Origin of the sequence: Streptomyces sp. AcH 505, from assembly GCF_000818175.1 — a bacterium.
GTDB lineage: Bacteria > Actinomycetota > Actinomycetes > Streptomycetales > Streptomycetaceae > Streptomyces.
On the sequence record NZ_JTIY01000001.1, the window covers coordinates 1,677,866 to 1,693,524 of the forward strand.

Annotated in this window: 20 protein-coding genes; 10 read left to right on the forward strand and 10 right to left on the reverse strand. The window is 72.2% G+C overall.

The window, feature by feature from the left end:
* From cobG to HY68_RS07790, 3 genes are all read left to right on the forward strand, one after another.
* Positions 1-1,312 (forward strand): precorrin-3B synthase (gene cobG / locus HY68_RS07780; protein ID WP_347560404.1); only part of this gene is annotated, 1,312 nt, incomplete at its 5' end.
* Positions 1,309-1,959, forward strand: a complete 651-nt coding sequence (locus HY68_RS07785) for a precorrin-8X methylmutase (RefSeq protein WP_041986063.1) — start codon at positions 1,309-1,311, stop codon at positions 1,957-1,959. The genes cobG and HY68_RS07785, both read left to right, overlap by 4 nt.
* A complete protein-coding gene (locus tag HY68_RS07790; protein ID WP_041986066.1) occupies positions 1,959-3,482 on the forward strand; it encodes a precorrin-2 C(20)-methyltransferase in 1,524 nt (507 codons plus the stop codon). The genes HY68_RS07785 and HY68_RS07790 overlap by 1 nt, the downstream gene beginning before the upstream one ends.
* Positions 3,483-3,492: 10 nt before the next feature.
* Here HY68_RS07790 and HY68_RS07795 read toward each other — a convergent pair whose 3' ends face one another.
* A complete protein-coding gene (locus tag HY68_RS07795) occupies positions 3,493-4,266 on the reverse strand; it encodes a cobalt-precorrin-6A reductase (protein ID WP_241778494.1) in 774 nt (257 codons plus the stop codon).
* 38 nt (positions 4,267-4,304) lie between these two features.
* Between HY68_RS07795 and HY68_RS07800 the strand changes: the two genes are divergently transcribed.
* Positions 4,305-5,423, forward strand: a complete 1,119-nt coding sequence (locus HY68_RS07800; RefSeq protein ID WP_041986073.1) for a cobalt-precorrin-5B (C(1))-methyltransferase — start codon at positions 4,305-4,307, stop codon at positions 5,421-5,423.
* Between the two features lie 6 nt (positions 5,424-5,429).
* On the opposite strand, the gene HY68_RS07805 is transcribed toward HY68_RS07800, so the two are convergent.
* The 5 genes from HY68_RS07805 to HY68_RS07820 all read right to left on the reverse strand — a co-directional run bounded on the left by HY68_RS07805 (position 5,430) and on the right by HY68_RS07820 (position 8,370).
* A complete protein-coding gene (locus HY68_RS07805; RefSeq protein WP_052457038.1) occupies positions 5,430-6,425 on the reverse strand; it encodes a hypothetical protein in 996 nt (331 codons plus the stop codon).
* Positions 6,426-6,495: 70 nt separating this feature from the next.
* Positions 6,496-6,951, reverse strand: a complete 456-nt coding sequence (locus HY68_RS07810; RefSeq protein ID WP_041986075.1) for a hypothetical protein — start codon at positions 6,949-6,951, stop codon at positions 6,496-6,498.
* Between the two features lie 116 nt (positions 6,952-7,067).
* Entirely contained in the window at positions 7,068-7,256 is a 189-nt protein-coding gene (locus HY68_RS40465) for a DUF397 domain-containing protein (protein ID WP_241778495.1), read from the reverse strand.
* Positions 7,257-7,321: 65 nt separating this feature from the next.
* Positions 7,322-7,543 (reverse strand): DUF397 domain-containing protein, encoded by a 222-nt coding sequence (locus tag HY68_RS07815; RefSeq protein ID WP_041986077.1) that lies wholly within the window; start codon positions 7,541-7,543, stop codon positions 7,322-7,324.
* A complete protein-coding gene (locus tag HY68_RS07820; protein ID WP_041986082.1) occupies positions 7,540-8,370 on the reverse strand; it encodes a helix-turn-helix transcriptional regulator in 831 nt (276 codons plus the stop codon). Before HY68_RS07820 ends, HY68_RS07815 begins: the two co-directional genes overlap by 4 nt.
* 127 nt (positions 8,371-8,497) lie before the next feature.
* Here HY68_RS07820 and HY68_RS07825 point away from each other — a divergent pair, with 127 nt between their 5' ends.
* From HY68_RS07825 to HY68_RS07835, 3 genes are all read left to right on the forward strand, one after another.
* Positions 8,498-8,749, forward strand: coding sequence for a hypothetical protein (locus HY68_RS07825; RefSeq protein ID WP_041986086.1), 252 nt, complete (start codon positions 8,498-8,500; stop codon positions 8,747-8,749).
* A 325-nt stretch (positions 8,750-9,074) separates the two neighbouring features.
* On the forward strand, positions 9,075-9,434 hold the full coding sequence (locus HY68_RS07830; protein ID WP_041986090.1) for a DUF1330 domain-containing protein: 360 nt from the start codon (positions 9,075-9,077) through the stop codon (positions 9,432-9,434).
* A 10-nt stretch (positions 9,435-9,444) separates the two neighbouring features.
* Positions 9,445-10,041 (forward strand): VOC family protein, encoded by a 597-nt coding sequence (locus HY68_RS07835; RefSeq protein WP_041986094.1) that lies wholly within the window; start codon positions 9,445-9,447, stop codon positions 10,039-10,041.
* Positions 10,042-10,220: 179 nt separating this feature from the next.
* On the opposite strand, the gene HY68_RS07840 is transcribed toward HY68_RS07835, so the two are convergent.
* On the reverse strand, positions 10,221-10,757 hold the full coding sequence (locus HY68_RS07840) for a TetR family transcriptional regulator (RefSeq protein ID WP_041986098.1): 537 nt from the start codon (positions 10,755-10,757) through the stop codon (positions 10,221-10,223).
* A gap of 72 nt (positions 10,758-10,829) precedes the next feature.
* Here HY68_RS07840 and HY68_RS07845 point away from each other — a divergent pair, with 72 nt between their 5' ends.
* Positions 10,830-11,873 carry an aldo/keto reductase gene (locus tag HY68_RS07845; RefSeq protein ID WP_041986102.1) on the forward strand — a complete coding sequence of 348 codons (1,044 nt, stop codon included), beginning with the start codon at positions 10,830-10,832 and terminating at the stop codon, positions 11,871-11,873.
* Between the two features lie 10 nt (positions 11,874-11,883).
* Here the strand turns inward: HY68_RS07845 and cobM are convergent, their stop codons facing one another.
* The 3 genes from cobM to HY68_RS07860 are packed head-to-tail and all read right to left on the reverse strand — an operon-like array spanning position 11,884 to position 14,621.
* A complete protein-coding gene (gene cobM / locus HY68_RS07850) occupies positions 11,884-12,645 on the reverse strand; it encodes a precorrin-4 C(11)-methyltransferase (protein ID WP_041986106.1) in 762 nt (253 codons plus the stop codon).
* On the reverse strand, positions 12,642-13,940 hold the full coding sequence (locus tag HY68_RS07855; RefSeq protein WP_041986109.1) for a bifunctional cobalt-precorrin-7 (C(5))-methyltransferase/cobalt-precorrin-6B (C(15))-methyltransferase: 1,299 nt from the start codon (positions 13,938-13,940) through the stop codon (positions 12,642-12,644). Before HY68_RS07855 ends, cobM begins: the two co-directional genes overlap by 4 nt.
* Before the next feature lie 9 nt (positions 13,941-13,949).
* Positions 13,950-14,621, reverse strand: a complete 672-nt coding sequence (locus tag HY68_RS07860; protein WP_041986113.1) for a TetR/AcrR family transcriptional regulator — start codon at positions 14,619-14,621, stop codon at positions 13,950-13,952.
* 95 nt (positions 14,622-14,716) lie between these two features.
* Between HY68_RS07860 and HY68_RS07865 the strand changes: the two genes are divergently transcribed.
* Both HY68_RS07865 and HY68_RS44870 read left to right on the forward strand, forming a co-directional pair.
* A complete protein-coding gene (locus HY68_RS07865) occupies positions 14,717-15,352 on the forward strand; it encodes an SDR family oxidoreductase (protein WP_041986116.1) in 636 nt (211 codons plus the stop codon).
* 26 nt (positions 15,353-15,378) lie between these two features.
* A partial coding sequence (locus HY68_RS44870) for a histidine phosphatase family protein (protein ID WP_041986120.1) occupies positions 15,379-15,659 on the forward strand: 281 nt, incomplete at its 3' end.

Here is a 15,659-nt window from a genome sequence, read left to right on the forward strand (position 1 = left end):
CACGACAGACCCCAGGGAGGCGCACGTGGGTATGCTCGCCGCCATGCCGCCGACCTCGCCAACACCCGTGAACCGGGACGAAGCTCCCGCACGGGAGCGCGGCCCCGCCGTACGCGAGCGCGGCGACGCGTGCCCCGGCGCGCTGCGGCTGCATCCGGCCGACGACGGCCGCCTCGCGCGACTGCGGCTGCCCGCCGGACTCCTGACGTTCCGTCAGGCGGAGGTGCTGGCGTCGGCCGCCGAGCGTCTTGGCGACGGCCATCTCGACCTCACGTCCCGAGGCAACGTCCAGCTCCGCGGTCTGGGCGAGAGCTGCGGCGGCGAGCTGGCGCGGCTGCTGTACGACGCCGGTCTGCTGCCGTCGGAGGAGCACGAGCGGGTCCGCAACATCGTCGCGTCACCGCTGGCCGGACTGGACGAAGTCCCTTACGCGGACGTCCAGTTGTGGGCCCGCGAGCTGGACGGACTGCTCTGCGCGAGCCCGGCGGCGACGGGACTTTCCGGCCGCTTCCTGTTCGCGCTGGACGACGGCCGGGGCGATGTCGCTGAGCTGGGCGCCGATGTGACGTTGCTCGCACGGCCCGACGGCTCGGCGACGGTACGTACCGGCACGAACAGGACAGGCGGCCCGGTCGTCCCGGCCGCGAACGCCCCGAAGGCGGCACTGCTGGCGGCGGAGACGTTCCTCACGCTGGCGGAGGCGACCGGCTCGGGCGCCTGGCGCGTAAGGGAGTTGCCGGACGGCCACGGCTTGGCCGGGGCGGTGGAGGGCGCGCTGCGCGCGGCGGGCCTCCTGGCGGCCGCGATACCCCGGTCACCCGACGCCGGCACCGCTCACCCTCACGTCCCCGGCGCGCAGCCCCCGCCCGGTCTCATCCACTCCCCCCGCGACGGCACCACCGCCGTCTCCGTCTACGCGCCGCTCGGCCGCCTCAGCGTCGCGCAATGGCGGCTGTTGCAGGACACCCGCAGCGGAACGGGTGAGCTGCGCGTCACCCCCTGGCGTGGCGTCGTGATCCCCGGCCTCGCCCCCGCCGCCGCGCGTGACCTGCTGGCCCGCCTCCACACGGCGGGCCTGATCACCGACGCCACCTCCCCCTGGTACGGCGTGAGCGCGTGCACCGGCCGGCCCGGCTGTGCGAAGGCGCTCTCGGACGTACGGTCCGACGCGGCCCCGCGCCGGCACCCGGACGACCCGCCCGTCCACTGGTCGGGCTGCGCCCGCCGCTGCGGCCATCCGGCCGGGCGGAGCTGGGTCGACCTCGTCGCGACGGGCGAAGGCATCTACCAACCATGGCGACAGACGAGATGAGCGAGACCCCTGTGTCCACAGCGTTCGACTACGAGAAGGACGGCGCGGCGATCTACCGCCGCTCGTTCGCCACGATCCGCGCCGAGGCGGACCTGACCGGACTCCCCGCCGATGTCGCGCAGGTCGCCGTCCGGATGATCCACGCCTGCGGCATGGTCGACCTGGTCGCGGACCTCGGCTTCACCACCGGCGTGGTGGCCCGCGCCCGCGAGGCGCTGCGGGCGGGCGCGCCGATCCTGTGCGACGTCTCGATGGTCGCCAGTGGTGTCACCCGCAAGCGGCTGCCCGCCGGCAACGACGTCGTCTGCACCCTGTCCGACCCGTCCGTGCCCGCCCTCGCCGCCGAGCTGGGCACGACGCGCAGCGCGGCGGCCATGGAGCTGTGGCGGGAGCGGATGGGCGGCGCGGTGATCGCCGTGGGCAACGCGCCGACCTCGCTGTTCCGGCTGCTGGAGATGATCGAGGACGGCGCACCCCGCCCGGCCGCCGTCATCGGCGTCCCGGTCGGTTTCATCGGCGCCGCCGAGTCGAAGGACGCGCTCGCCGCGCACCCCTCGGGTCTGGAACACCTCGTCGTACGGGGCAGGCGCGGCGGCAGCGCGATAGCGGCGGCGGCCATCAACGCGATCGCGAGCGAGGAAGAGTAGTGACCGAGAACACCGCAGGAACCGGCAGGCTGTACGGCGTGGGCCTCGGCCCCGGCGACCCCTCCCTCATGACCGTCCGCGCCGTCCAGGTCATCGCCGAGGCCGACGTCGTCGCGTACCACTGCGCCCAGCACGGCCGGTCCATCGCCCGCTCCATCGCCGCCGAACACCTGCGCCCCGACCACGTCGAGGAGCGGCTGGTCTACCCGGTCACCACCGGGACGACCGACCACCCCGGCGGCTACCAGGGCGCCATGGAGGACTTCTACGCCGAGTCCGCCGCCCGGCTCGCCGCGCATCTGGACGCGGGCCGCACGGTCGCCGTGATCGCCGAGGGCGATCCGCTCTTCTATGGCTCGTACATGCACATGCACAAGCGGCTCGCCGACCGGTATCCCACCGAGGTCGTCCCGGGCGTCACGTCCGTGAGCGCCGCTGCGGCCCGGCTCGGTACGCCGCTGGTCGAGGGCGAGGAGGTGCTGACGGTCTTGCCGGGCACCCTGCCCGAGGAGGAGCTGACGGCCCGCCTCGCGTCGGCCGACTCGGCGGTGGTGATGAAGCTCGGCCGCACCTTCCCCGCCGTGCGGCGCGCCATCGAACGCGCGGGCCGGCTCCCCGACGCCCAGTACGTCGAGCGCGCCACGATGAGCGGCGAACGCACCCTGCCCCTCGCCGACGCCGACCCGGACTCCGTGCCGTACTTCGCCGTCGCCGTCCTGCCCAGCCGGGTCGACGCGGCACCAAGACAAAACCGCGAGCGCGGCGAGGTCGTCGTCATCGGCACCGGCCCCGCAGGCCCGATGTGGCTGACGCCCGAGGCGCGCGGCGAGCTGGCGGCGGCCGAGGATCTGGTCGGCTACACGACGTATCTCGACCGCGTGCCGGTACGGGCGGGCCAGCGGCGCCACCCGTCCGACAACAAGGTCGAGTCGGAGCGCGCCGAGTTCGCCCTGGACCTCGCGAAGCGCGGCCGGCGCGTGGCGGTCGTCTCCTCGGGCGACCCGGGCGTCTTCGCCATGGCCACGGCGGTCCTGGAGGTCGCCTCGACCGACCCGTACCGCGACGTGCCCGTACGGATCCTGCCGGGCCTGACGGCGGCCAACGCCGCCGCCTCCCGGGTGGGCGCCCCGCTGGGCCACGACTACGCGGTCATCTCGCTCTCCGACCGGCTCAAGCCGTGGGAGGTCATCGCGGAGCGGCTGCACGCGGCAGCGGCAGCCGATCTCGTCCTCGCCCTCTACAACCCGGGCTCCCGCAGCCGCACCTGGCAGGTCGGCAAGGCACGCGAGCTGCTGCTCGAACACCGCGCCCCCGACACCCCGGTGGTGCTGGCCCGCGACGTGGGCGGTCCGGAGGAGCGGGTACGGATCGTCCGGCTCGCCGACCTCGATCCGGCACAGGTCGACATGCGGACGATCCTGCTGGTGGGCTCGTCCCAGACGGTGACGGTACGACGCGGCGACGGCAACGGAGGCGACGGCGACCAGGTCGTGTGGACGCCACGCCGCTACCCGGAGCGGTAGATCCCGTCCGTCACTCCCCCAGCCGCACCGACAGCTGCTCCAGCCACGCCGCCGCCTCGTCCGCCGTCGACACCACCGCCACCCCCGCCGGCATGGCGGGCCGCCGTACGACGACGACCGGCAGCCCGGCCTCCCGGGCGGCGGCGAGCTTCGGGGCCGTGGCGGCGCCGCCGCTGTCCTTCGTCACCACGACGTCGATCTTGTGCCGCCGCAGCAGCTTCCGCTCCCCGTCGAGCGTGAAGGGCCCCCGGTCGAGCAGCGGCTTCATACGGGCCGGGTGCGGCGGCTCGGGCGGGTCCACGGACCGGGCGAGGAACCACACGTCCTCCAGGCCGGCGAACGCGGCCAGCCCCGTTCGGCCGGTCGTGAGAAAGACCCGCCGCGCCCCGAGGCCGGGCAGCGCTTGCGCCGCCTCGTCCAATGAGCCGACCGGGTGCCAGTCGTCGCCCTCGGCCGGGACCCAGGACGGCCGGCGCAGGGCCAGCAGGGGAACATGGTCAGCGGTGGCCGCACGGGCCGCGTTGAAGCTGATGATCTCGGCGAAAGGATGGGTGGCGTCGATGAGCGCGTCCACACGGTGCTCACGCAGCCAGTCGGCGAGCCCTGTCACGCCGCCGAACCCGCCGATCCGCACCTCGCCCGGCGGCGGTACGGGCCGGGCGACCCGGCCGGCCAGCGACGTCGTGACGCGCAGCTCCGGCCGCCCGTGCAGGAGCCCGGCGAGGGCGCGCGCCTCGGTCGTACCGCCGAGGATCAACACATGGAGCACCGGCAATCCCTTCACGTGTTCCCCCTTCGCCCGCGGCCCGCACGGGTCGTGCCATGACTGAGCCTGCCAGGGGTGGGCGCGCGGCCCAACTCGAACACACCGGACTGCGGGCCGGCTGGACCACCGGCGCGTGCGCGACGGCGGCGGCGACCGCCGCGTACACCGCCCTCCTGACCGGCGATTTCCCGGACCCGGTCAGCATCACCCTGCCCAAGGGCCACACCCCGTCCTTCGCCCTCGCGACGGAGGAGCGCACCGCCGGGCAGGCGACCGCCGGGGTGATCAAGGACGCGGGCGACGACCCGGACGTCACGCACGGCGCGCTGATCCGCGCGACGGTACGGGAGCTGCGCCCCGGCGCGGGCGTCGTCTTCCGCGCGGGCCCCGGCGTCGGGACGGTCACCCTGCCCGGTCTGCCGCTGGACGTCGGCGAACCGGCCATCAACCCCGTACCGCGCCGCCTCATCCGCGAACACATCGCGCAGGTGGCGGCCCGGCACGGCGGGACGGGTGACGTGGAGGTGACGGTCTCCGTGGACGACGGCGAGGAGATCGCCCGCTCCACGTGGAACCCGCGGCTGGGCATCCTCGGCGGCCTGTCGATCCTCGGCACCACGGGCATCGTCGTCCCGTACTCCTGCTCGGCCTGGATCGACTCGATCCGCCGTGGCGTGGACGTGGCGCGCGCGGCGGGCCTGACGCATGTCGCGGGCTGTACGGGCTCCACGTCGGAGAAGACGGTCCGCGCGGCCTACGACCTCCCGGAGCTGGCGCTGCTCGACATGGGCGACTTCGCGGGCGCGGTGCTCAAGTACATCCGCCGCCATCCGGTCGACCGGCTGACGATCTGCGGCGGCTTCGCCAAGCTCTCCAAGCTGGCGGCTGGCCATCTGGACCTGCACTCGGCCCGCTCCCAGGTCGACAAAGCCTTCCTCTCGGAGCTGGCGGTGGCGGCGGGCGCCTCGGCCGAGCTGGCGGCGCAGGTGGCGGAAGCCAACACCGGCCTGGCCGCGCTGCGCCTCTGCCAGTCGGCAGGGGTCCCCCTGGGTGACGCGGTCGCGCTGAAGGCCCGCGAGGAAGCGCTACGGGTCCTGCGCGGGGCGCCGGTGACGGTCGACGTCATCTGCATCGACCGAGCGGGCGCGGTGGTCGGCCGCAGCGACCCCGCCTAGGCCCTGCTACGAACCAGTGAGCGCCTTCCGCGCCGCAGCGAGATGGTCCGTCATCGCCCGGCGTACGCCGTCCAGGCGCGCGCCGTACTGCTTCACGGCCGCCTGCTGGTAGCCGAAATCGGCCGTGAACCACACGCCGACGACGTTGGTGTCGTGACGGCACTCCTGATCGGCCACCGCTACCCGCAGTTCCTCGGCGGTCGGGGCAGGTCCCGAGGACCAGCGGGCGTCGCCCGAGGCCGCGAGCGGGTCGGCGTACGGGTGGCCCTTGCGCTGCATGCAGTCCGCCCAGGAGGCGAACACCGCGCGGGTCCGGGGGTCCTGCTGCCCCTTGGCCAGCGTGTCGAACTTGAGTGACACGACGAAGTCGGGGTTGCCCGCGCTGCCCGTGACGCTGCCGGTCAGGATCCGGTTCGCCTCACCGACGCAGCCGTGATCCGGGACGGTGCGGCCGTTGAGCGTCATGCCGCCGGGGCCGTTCTTACGCTTCGGGTCGGCCGTACCGGTCAGGGCGGTGTTCTCGCCGGCCGTCAGCGCGGGGGCCTGACCTCCGGCCGCCGCTCCGGCCTGGGCTCCGGCCTGCGGAGACGCGCCCTCGGAGTGATAGCCGAAGGTCTTCGCATGGGCCATGGTCTGGAACCCGAAATAGCCGTCCATGCGGGTGGTGGGCGCGTCGGCGCCGATGCCGGTGGTATCGCCGCTCTGCGCAGGCTGGGCGTAGTCGAAGCGCAGCCGTCGCATACACCGGGAGACCAGGGCCGCGGAGGCCTGGCTGATCGTCCGGGACTGCTTCGGGTTGAGCAGGTACGGATCCAGCGGCATGGCCCGGTGGTTGGCGTCGGTCAGCACCGGGACGCCCGACAGGTCGTCCAGCGCCTGCGGTGAGGCGCCCGTGGAGGCCGAGGACGAGGGCGACGCCGAAGGGGACGAGGAGGAGCACCCCGGCAGCAGGAGGACGGCACACCCGAGGGCGAACAGGGCGGCCAGGCGACGCACGGTCATGAGTCCCGGTTCCTTGAGGTGAACGGAGGAACGGAGCCGGGGAGGGCGGCTGCCCTCCCCGGCCCGCGCATCACAGGAACTTGCCGGACGCGTTGTTGTTCTTGAGCGAGGAGTTCAGATCCGCGCTTCCCTGCGCGGGGATGTCCTGGCAGGCCACGGAGCAGTTGTAGCCGCTGTTGTAGTAGATGCGGAACGTCGAGTTGCCCCAACTGTCCACGGCAGCGGCGTGGTTCTTGACGCTCAGGCCCGCGCCCGCGCTGCCGTTCTTGCCTGCGTAGAACTGCCAGTTCTGGTAGTTCGAAATGGGCGCGGCGGTGGCGAAGACGGCCCCCCAGCCGTACGCCGAGGAGTTGTAGTAGAGGCAGACCCAGCCGGCGGTGCAGTCGTGACCGGGCGGCACGACGGCGGGCTTGGCTGCTGCGGCGGGTTTGCTCGGTGCGGCGGACGCGACGGGCGCCATGGCCAGCCCCGTTCCGACAAGTCCGATCGCCGCTACGGCGACTGCGGCCGTTCTGTTGATGCGCATGGTGTCAGCTACATCCTTCACATGTGGTCAAGCATGCGGAATGGCAACCTCCCCCGTTCCTAAGGGAGTTGATGCCATCCCAACAGGCCGTGGCCATACGTGGGGCAGCGGAATGTTCAAGGCCGGGCCAAGTCGTTCACCCCTTGAACGAACGCGGACCAGCTCGCGGCCTTGAGGCGAAGGACGGGCCCGGCAGGGCTCTTGCTGTCGCGTACGGGGACGACGCCGGACGCGGCGGCGGAAGCCGGGTCCCACTCAAGGCAGTCGCCGCCACCGCCGTTGCTGTAACTGGATTTGATCCACATGCAGCCCATAAGAACGGACGGCCGGACCCTGCACCAGGCAGGTTCCGGCCGTCCGTTGTTGTGGCTCAGGCTATGGGAAAACCCTCGTCGTTCAGAGCGTGGACGAACGCGGCCCAACCGTCGGCGTTGACGAAGAGGACCGGACCTGCGGGGACCTTACTGTCCCGTACGGGTACGACACCGGACGCGGCGATCTTCGGCGCCCACTCCACACAGTCGCCGCCGTCACCGTTGCTGTAGGTGGACTTGACCCACTCCGCCAGAGAAGGGTCCAGGGTGGTGCTCATGTGGGTAGTGCCTCCATGACCGATCGGATGAGTGCCGCCGAGTCGCGGGGCGGCAGGGCGTAAGCCCTCATCAGATGGTAGGCCCGTGCTCGGGTCCTGACGCTTTCCGGGTCTTCGAGGAGCGTGCCACTCGCGAAGCTCTCTTCATAGGCGACAACCTGCTTTTCGTCCAGGGTCATCAGCGTCAACGAGCCCCCCATAAGCGCATGCGCGCCATGGGAAAACGGGAGCACCTGCACGGTGGTGTTAGGCCCGTCCGAGAGATCTATCAGACGGGCGAGCTGCGCTCGCATCGCATCCGGGCCCCCGACAGGCCGCCGGATTACAGCCTCGTCAAGGATCATGAACAGATCCAGCGCCGGAGAACCGTTGAGCAGCAACTGACGGCTCATTCGTGCGGTGACAAGCTCCTCGATCCGGTCCTGGGCGGCCTGTGGATGCGTCTCCTGGAAGATCTGCCGCGCGTAATCCTCCGTCTGCACCAGCCCAGGAACGATCTGCCCGGCGTACTGGTCAATGGTCCGAGCCCGAGCCTCAAGCTCCATTCGGCGCCGGTACCTGTCCGGATGGATCTCCTTCCGAGCCAGCGCGTACAGCTCCTGGAAGATCCCGTCCGTCCCGAAGCAGGCGTCCAACTGGGCCGCCAGCCCCGGCGGTGGCACGTAGTCGGCGATCTCGATGCGCGACAGATGGCTCTTACTCATGTGCACGACGGACGCCAACGACTCCAGCGTCATTCCGTGCCGTTCCCTGAAGACCCGCATCTTCGCACCGAACAAGTGTCGGGCTGACAGGTCGGGGGTTAATTCGCGCGAAGGGCGGGCCATAACACTGCCTCCAAAGCTCCCATGGATGGGCTCGGGACTCAAAACGCTTCTCACGGTACGCGGTTGGGCCGATGGTGGAGAGAGAAAAGCGTGAAGAGCACGTGACCCGGTGAAAGGTACCCGACCCATGGCGGAATCAATGACCCCCGAATCCAGCATTGTTCACGGCCCGAGCGAGGCCCGCAGGATGCTGTCGGAAATGACGGAGGAGTTCGGTCAGGACGGCATCCTCGTCGTCCGCAAAGCCCCTGGTGCCTGGGTCGAGGACGAGGGGGCGGAGCTTGCGCCCAAGTCGGCGCTGGACTGGCCACCGTGCGAGTGCGGCCACCCGAAGTGCCCCGACCGCAAGACCTCCGAGGACGCCGGCCCCGGTGCGTGAGGTGGCTGGGGCGGCGCATCCGAGCACATTTTCGGATGCGCCGGCGCACGCCGAAACAGAAACTCGTCCGCAGCTCCACGATTCGCCTTTTCATAGCGGCCCATCACGACCGTGAGGCGTTCCTTGCCGAACTCCACGCGACCGCAACGCCCTTACCGAGGACCGAAACTGCCGGGCCGCATTACTCACACGAATGAGCAGTGCCGGCGTCGTGCCACGTGACGAATTCCCCGCCCGCCTGCCCCCGACCGGCAAGCGGCCGCCGCCCGCAGTACGCTGGTCAAAACGTGCTAAACCCTGCCATACGCGCAAGGGACGGAGTCCCATGACGGCGTACCTGATCAACCATTTGCGTATCCCCGGCGGTGTTCCCACCGAGGAGGGACTGTCGTATCTGGAGCAAGTGGAAGGCACCGCAAAGCCGTTCGGCGGCCGGTGGCTGGCTCAAGGCCCTGTGGAGGTCGTCGAAGGCGCCTGGCCGGACTCCGCCGTACTGATGGAGTTCCCGACCATGGACGCCGCCCGCGAGTGGTACGACTCGCCGGAGTACCGGGCGATCCGGCACCTGCGGATCAACAGCGCCATCAGCGACTTGGTCTTCATCGAGGGCGTGGCCCCCGATTTCACCGTGGCCGGGTTCGCCCAGCAGGTACGGGCCGCCATCGCGGCGGCGGGTACGACGTGAGGAGGTCACGATGCGTGCTGACATGAAACTTGAAGTGGTCACCCTGCCCGTCTCGGACGTCGACCGGGCGCGGGAGTTCTACCAGAAGCTCGGCTGGCGGCTGGACGAAACTCCTCCGTGGGTCGTCCAGTTGACGCCGCCCGGCTCGTGGTGCTCGGTCCAGTTCGGTGAGGGCCTGACGACAGGCGCGCCCGGGTCGGCCCAGCGGCTGTACTTGATCGTCTCGGACCTCGCGGCGACGCGCGACGACCTGCTGGCCGCCGGTGTGAACGTGGGCGAGATCTTCCACCTCGGTGAGAACGGCCCGGTCGCAGGCCCGGAGGCGGGCCCCGACCCCGGGCACAACAGCTACTCGTCCCTCGCCACCTTCGCGGACCCCGACGGCAACACCTGGCTGCTCCAGGAGATCACCTCCCGGCTGCCGGGCCGTGTCGACTCCGCGGGGACGACGTTCACCTCGACCCCGGACCTGGCGAGCGCGCTGCGCCGCGCGGCGGCGGCCCACGGCGAGCACGAGAAGCGGACGGGCGAGGAGGACATCAACTGGCCCGACTGGTACGCGGACTACATGGTGCGCGAGCAGTCGGGCACGCAGCTCCCCACCTGAGCCGCGAACGCGTCCCACCCGGAAAAAGCGATTGCACGAGCCGTCCTCCGGCAGACAGGGTGCGTGGGTCACCGCCCGACGCGTCTGCCGAGGACTTGCCGGCGCGCTCTGGGCCGCCCTCGAAACGGGCGCGGTCGCCCGGCTGGCCCCGTAACCTCCGGCCCCCGGCTTGTCCCCCGCTATCCGTCGATGACCGACATCAGTGCCGCGGTGAAGGGCGCGGGGTCCAGGTCACCGCGGATGGCGAGCTGCTGGCTGTAGCTCATGCAGAGCGCGACGAACCCTTCGGCGATCTGCGCGGCCTGCGGCCGGCGGCTTTCGGGCACCAGCCCGGCGACCGCGTCCCGCATGGCGGCGAGCTGTCGCTGGACGACGGCCGCCAGCGGCGGCGACACCGCGGCTTCGGCGTAGATCTGGGCGACCAGCCGCGCGTGGTCGCTCTCGCGCGCGCGGGCCCGTACGAAAGCGAGGAAGCCCGCGACGGCCTCGGCGGTGAGCGCTTCCGGCAGGGCTTCGGTCCCCTCCTCGCAGACGGCGACGACGATCTCGTCCTTGCTCTTGAAGTACCGGTAGATGGCCCCGTTGGAGAGTCCGGACTCGGTGACGATGTCGGCCATGGACGTGCGGGCGAAGCCATGACTGGCGAACCGGGCGCGGGCGGCGTCCACGATCTGCTGACGGCGGGCGTCGAGGTGCGCCTGACTGACCTTGGGCATAAAAAGAGTGACCCCTCGTTTTTCTTGGTACGGTGGTGGAGCTTATCGCACCACCAATTTTCAGGAGTTGTCATGCGCTATCAGACGTTCGGCCGACTGACCGGGCTACGGGTGTCGGAGTACGCGCTGGGGACCGCGAACTTCGGCACCTCGGCCACCAGTGCGGGACCCGAGGCCTCGCGGCAGATCTTCGAGGCCTTCGTCGCCGCGGGCGGCACCACGTTCGACACCTCCAACCTCTACCAGGACGGAGCGGCCGAAACCGTGCTCGGCGAGCTGCTCGGCCGCCGGCGGGACGACTTCGTGGTGCTCACCAAGTACAGCGGGACCCGGCAAAACAAGCCCCGCCCCGGCACCACCGGAAACAGCCGCAAGATCATGGTCCGCTCCCTGGAGGCGAGTCTGCGCCGCCTGAACACCGACCACGTGGACGTCTTCATGCCGCATTTCCCCGACGGCACCACCCCGGTCGAGGAGATCCTGGCCGGCTTCGACGACCTGATCCGCTCCGGCAAGATCCTCCACGGCGGACTCTCCAACTTCCCGGCCTGGCGGGTGGCCGGCGCCGCGGCCCGTGCGGACCTGCGCGGCCTGGCCCCGCTGGTCGGCATCCAGACCGAATACAGCCTGGCCGAGCGGTCGGCCGAGCGGGAACTGCTCCCGATGGTGCAGGCCCACGGCCTGGGCGCGTTCCTCTACTCGCCGCTGGCCGGAGGGCTGCTCACCGGCAAGTACCGGCAGGGCGGACAGGGCCGGCTGTCCGCGCGCGGCGACGCGGTCGAGGGCGCCGCGCAGCGCGCCACCGTCGATGCCGTACTGGCGGTCGCCGACGAGCTCGGCACCAGCCCCGTCCAGGTCTCGCTGGCCTGGCTCCGCCGCCGGGGCGCGCAGGCGCACACCGCCCTGGTCCCGATCGTCGGCCCCCGCTCACTGACGCACCTGGCGGAATATCTCGCGTCGCTCCAGCTCGAACTCGGCGACGAGCACTACCGGCTGCTGGACCAGGTCAGCGCGGTCCGGATGGGCACCCCGCACGAGGACGTCGCGGCGGCGCTGAGCCACGGCTTCGACGGCGACCGCTCGCTGCTCGACGCCCCGGCCGTTCCGGTCAGCTGATCCGCACGGCTCAGGCTTCGCCGCTGTCGTGGTCGCGGTCGCGTTCCGCCGAGTACAGGTGGCTGTCGCGGAACTGGGTGGCCGCCAGGGTGCGGCCGACCAGGATCACCGCCGTGCGGACCACGCCCGCCGCCTTCACCTGGCCGGCGATGTCGGCCAGGGTGCCGCGCAGGATCAGTTCGTCCGGGCGGCTGGCCATCGCCACCACCGCCGCCGGGCAGTCGGGGCCGTAGTGCGGGAGGAGTTCGGCCACCACGCGGTCGGTGTAGCGGGCCGCGAGGTGCAGGACCAGCAGGGCGCCGCTGCGGCCGAGCGTGGCGAGGTCTTCGCCGGGCGGCATCGGGGTGGCCTGCTGGGCGACGCGGGTGAGGATGACCGTCTGGCCGACGGTCGGCACGGTCAGCTCCCGCTTCAGCGCGGCAGCCGCCGCCGCGAACGCCGGTACGCCGGGAACGACTTCGTACGGGACGCCGAGCGCGTCGAGCCGTCGCATCTGCTCGGCGACCGCGCTGAAGACCGACGGGTCGCCTGAGTGCAGCCGGGCCACGTCCTGGCCGTTCTCGTGGGCGCGGACCAACTCGGCCGTAATACCGTCCAGATCCATCCGCGCGGTGTCGACCAGCCGTGCGTCCGGCGGGCATTCGGCGAGCAGTTCGCGCGGGACGAGGCTGCCCGCGTACAGACACACCTCGCAGGCGGCGAGCCTGCGGGCGCCGCGCACCGTGATCAGGTCGGCGGCGCCGGGGCCCGCGCCGATGAAGTACACCGTCATCGTTGGCCTCCTGGGGCCGTGTCGCTCGCGGATTTCGTGGCCGCGGATTTCGTGACCGCCCACTGGGTGACCGGCATCGCCTGCCGCCACCCGGTGAAGCCGCCCACCGGCACGGCGTGGGCGACGGCGAGCCGGGTCAACTCCCCGCCGTGGCGCCGGTACCAGTCGGCGAGCAGCGCCTCGGACTCCAGCGTCACGGTGTTGGCGACCAGCCGGCCGCCGACCGGCAGAGCCTCCCAGCAGCTCTCCAGCATCCCCGGTGCGGTCAGTCCGCCGCCGATGAACACCGCGTCCGGCGCGGGCAGTTCGGCCAGCGCCTCGGGCGCGGCTCCGGTGACGACCCGCAGGTCCGGCACCCCGAGCGCCCGCGCGTTGCGGCCGATGCGCTCCGCGCGCGCCGGATCGCGCTCCACCGAGACCGCGCGGCAGGACGGGTGCGTACGCATCCACTCGACGGCGATCGACCCCGAGCCGCCGCCCACGTCCCACAGCGACTCGCCGGGCGCGGGCGCCAGCGCGGCCAGCGTCGCCGCGCGCACATGGCGCTTGGTGAGCTGGCCGTCGTGTTCGTACGCGGAGTCCGGCAGCCCCGGCACAGCGCCGAGCCGCAGCGCGGCCGGGTCGCGGCGGCACTCCACGGCGACGACGTTCAGCGGATCGCCTTCGGCCGCCGACCAGTTGGCGGCGGTTCCCTCGACGCACCGCTCGTCCGCCCCGCCGAGCTGTTCGAGCACCCGCAGCCGGCTCGGCCCGTAACCGCGCTCCCGCAGCAGCGCCGCCACCTCGGCGGGCGTCGCCGCGCCGGCGCTCAGCACCAGGACCCGGCGCCCGTCGTGCAGCGCGGCGGTGAGCCGGTCGGCGGGGCGGCCGACCAGGGTGACGACGTCGGTGTCCTCCACCGGCCAGCCGAGCCGGGCGCAGGCGTACGACACCGACGACGGGTGCGGCAGGATCCGCAGCGCGGCGGCGCCGACGGTCTCGGTCAGCGCGCGGCCGATGCCGTAGAACATCGGGTCGCCGCTGGCCAGGACGCAGACGGCGCGCCCCGCGTGGGCCGCGAGCAGGCCGGGCACCGCGGGCCGCAGCGGCGAGGGCCACGGGACCCGTTCGCCCGCGCACTCCCCGGGGAGCAGGTCGAGCTGACGTGGTCCGCCGATCAGTACGTCCGCGCCGCGCAACGCCGCCCGCGCCGGGCCGGACAGTCCGTGCCAGCCGTCGGCGCCGATCCCGACGACGGTCACGGCGTCGGCATCGGGGTCGGCGTGGGCATCGGCGGTGGTCGGTGGGCGGCTCACCTGCGAACTCTAACGTGAGCGGGGTGAGGGCCTGTCGGGTGGCGCGATGCCCGCCAGCAGCGCCCGGACCGTCTCCTTCGCGAACTCCTCCTCGCCCGCCGGGAGCAGCACGCCCGGCGGCGGGTCCGGTGCGTAGAACAGCTCAAGGAAGGCGCGGTGGAAGCAGGCGCCGACGAGGAGCATCGCCGCCGCGTCCGGGTCGACGTCCTGGGCGATCCGGGACAGGGCCTGTTCCGCCGCCAGATACCCGGCGAGCGACCGGGAGGCGGCGTGCGGGCCCGAGTTCTCCTCGGCGATCCGCTTGCGGTGGGCCGCCAGCAGACCGGGGCTGGCGAAGAGGGAGGCACCCATCGGGAACGTCTTGCGGTAGAAGGGCACGCCCATCCGCACCACCTCCTCCAGGTGGTCCGCCACCTCGCCCAGGCCGACGCGGGACGGCAGTCCCGCGAGCGCTTCGGGAAAACGCGGGGCGCGCTCGTGCAGGACGCGGACGAAGATCTCTTCCTTGTCGCTGAAGTGCTTGTAGAGCGTGGCCTCCGAGCAGCCGGCCTCGCGGGCGATCTCCTTCGTCGTCATCCGCGTCAGCCCCACGCTGGTCATCAGCCGGGCCGCGGCGTCGAGGATGCGCGAGCGGGTGAGGGCGCCCCCGGTCAGGGCGGGCGGAGAGGTGTCAGCGGCCATGGGACGGAGTCTAGCTTTGACAGGTGGGTGAGTATTCACTCACACTGGAGGGAGTAAGTATTCACTCACCCACGTCCCCCGAGAAGGGCAACGCCATGAAGCTCACGGTCCTGGGAGCCACCGGCGGTGTCGGGCGGCAGATCGTCACGCACGCGCTGGCGGACGGACACAAGGTGACGGCCGCCGTACGGGATCCCGCACGGCTCGGCGTCGAGCACGCGAACCTCGACGTCGTACGGGCCGACGCGCTCGACGCCGCGTCCCTGCGGGGCGTGGTCGACGGGGCCGAGGCCGTGCTGTCCGGGATGGGCCAGGCGGGCCGCACGGACCCGCTCAAGCCCGCCTCGGCCTCGGCGCGCGCCGTGGTCGACGCGATGCGCGCGACCGGCGCCCGCCGTCTGGTGGTGGTCAGCGCGGCGCCGCTGAACCGTACGGGAGCCGGGCAGCCGTGGGTCACGCACAAGCTCGTCGTGCCGGTCATGTGGGCAGCGCTCAGGGAGCTTTACACCGACCTTGAGACGATGGAGCGGATCCTGCGGGACAGCGGACTCGACTGGACGTCGGTCCGGCCGCCCCGGCTGACGAACGCGGCGGGGAAGGGCACGTACCGGCACGCCGTCGAGGCGGGCCCCGCCGGTTCGTCGATCAGCCGCGCGGATGTCGCACGGGCCATGCTGGACTTCGTTACGGTTCCGGAGACGGTCGGCCACGCGGTCGGCGTCAGCAACTGACGGCGGCGGAGGGCGGGGGACGGCGGATGACCACTCGGCTGACGCTGGTCTCCCCCGCCATGACGACGGCGCTGCGCGAGGCGCGCTTCAGCACGGACGACGCCGGGTTCGACGCGGCGGCCGTGGCGGCTGCCGGCCCCTTCCCCGCGGGCCGCGCCGAGGTCTACGCGTCCCCGTCGCCGCGCTGTGTCCGTACGGCCGAGGCGCTCGGCCTGGATGCGACGCCCCTGCCCGCGCTCGCGCCGTGCGCGACGGGCCGGTGGCAGGGCAGCACCCTGGACGAAGTCGCCGCCGCCGAACCGGAGTC

What these genes read in the sequence shown, in the direction of transcription:
- HY68_RS07785 (WP_041986063.1), top strand. Translation starts at nt 1,309, where the DNA reads ATGAGCGAGACCCCTGTGTCCACAGCGTTCGACTACGAGAAGGACGGC.
- HY68_RS07800 (WP_041986073.1), top strand. Translation starts at nt 4,305, where the DNA reads ATGACTGAGCCTGCCAGGGGTGGGCGCGCGGCCCAACTCGAACACACC.
- HY68_RS07805 (WP_052457038.1), bottom strand. Translation starts at nt 6,425, where the DNA reads ATGACCGTGCGTCGCCTGGCCGCCCTGTTCGCCCTCGGGTGTGCCGTC.
- HY68_RS07810 (WP_041986075.1), bottom strand. Translation starts at nt 6,951, where the DNA reads ATGCGCATCAACAGAACGGCCGCAGTCGCCGTAGCGGCGATCGGACTT.
- HY68_RS40465 (WP_241778495.1), bottom strand. Translation starts at nt 7,256, where the DNA reads ATGTGGATCAAATCCAGTTACAGCAACGGCGGTGGCGGCGACTGCCTT.
- HY68_RS07815 (WP_041986077.1), bottom strand. Translation starts at nt 7,543, where the DNA reads ATGAGCACCACCCTGGACCCTTCTCTGGCGGAGTGGGTCAAGTCCACC.
- HY68_RS07820 (WP_041986082.1), bottom strand. Translation starts at nt 8,370, where the DNA reads ATGGCCCGCCCTTCGCGCGAATTAACCCCCGACCTGTCAGCCCGACAC.
- HY68_RS07825 (WP_041986086.1), top strand. Translation starts at nt 8,498, where the DNA reads ATGGCGGAATCAATGACCCCCGAATCCAGCATTGTTCACGGCCCGAGC.
- HY68_RS07830 (WP_041986090.1), top strand. Translation starts at nt 9,075, where the DNA reads ATGACGGCGTACCTGATCAACCATTTGCGTATCCCCGGCGGTGTTCCC.
- HY68_RS07835 (WP_041986094.1), top strand. Translation starts at nt 9,445, where the DNA reads ATGCGTGCTGACATGAAACTTGAAGTGGTCACCCTGCCCGTCTCGGAC.
- HY68_RS07840 (WP_041986098.1), bottom strand. Translation starts at nt 10,757, where the DNA reads ATGCCCAAGGTCAGTCAGGCGCACCTCGACGCCCGCCGTCAGCAGATC.
- HY68_RS07845 (WP_041986102.1), top strand. Translation starts at nt 10,830, where the DNA reads ATGCGCTATCAGACGTTCGGCCGACTGACCGGGCTACGGGTGTCGGAG.
- cobM (WP_041986106.1), bottom strand. Translation starts at nt 12,645, where the DNA reads ATGACGGTGTACTTCATCGGCGCGGGCCCCGGCGCCGCCGACCTGATC.
- HY68_RS07860 (WP_041986113.1), bottom strand. Translation starts at nt 14,621, where the DNA reads ATGGCCGCTGACACCTCTCCGCCCGCCCTGACCGGGGGCGCCCTCACC.
- HY68_RS07865 (WP_041986116.1), top strand. Translation starts at nt 14,717, where the DNA reads ATGAAGCTCACGGTCCTGGGAGCCACCGGCGGTGTCGGGCGGCAGATC.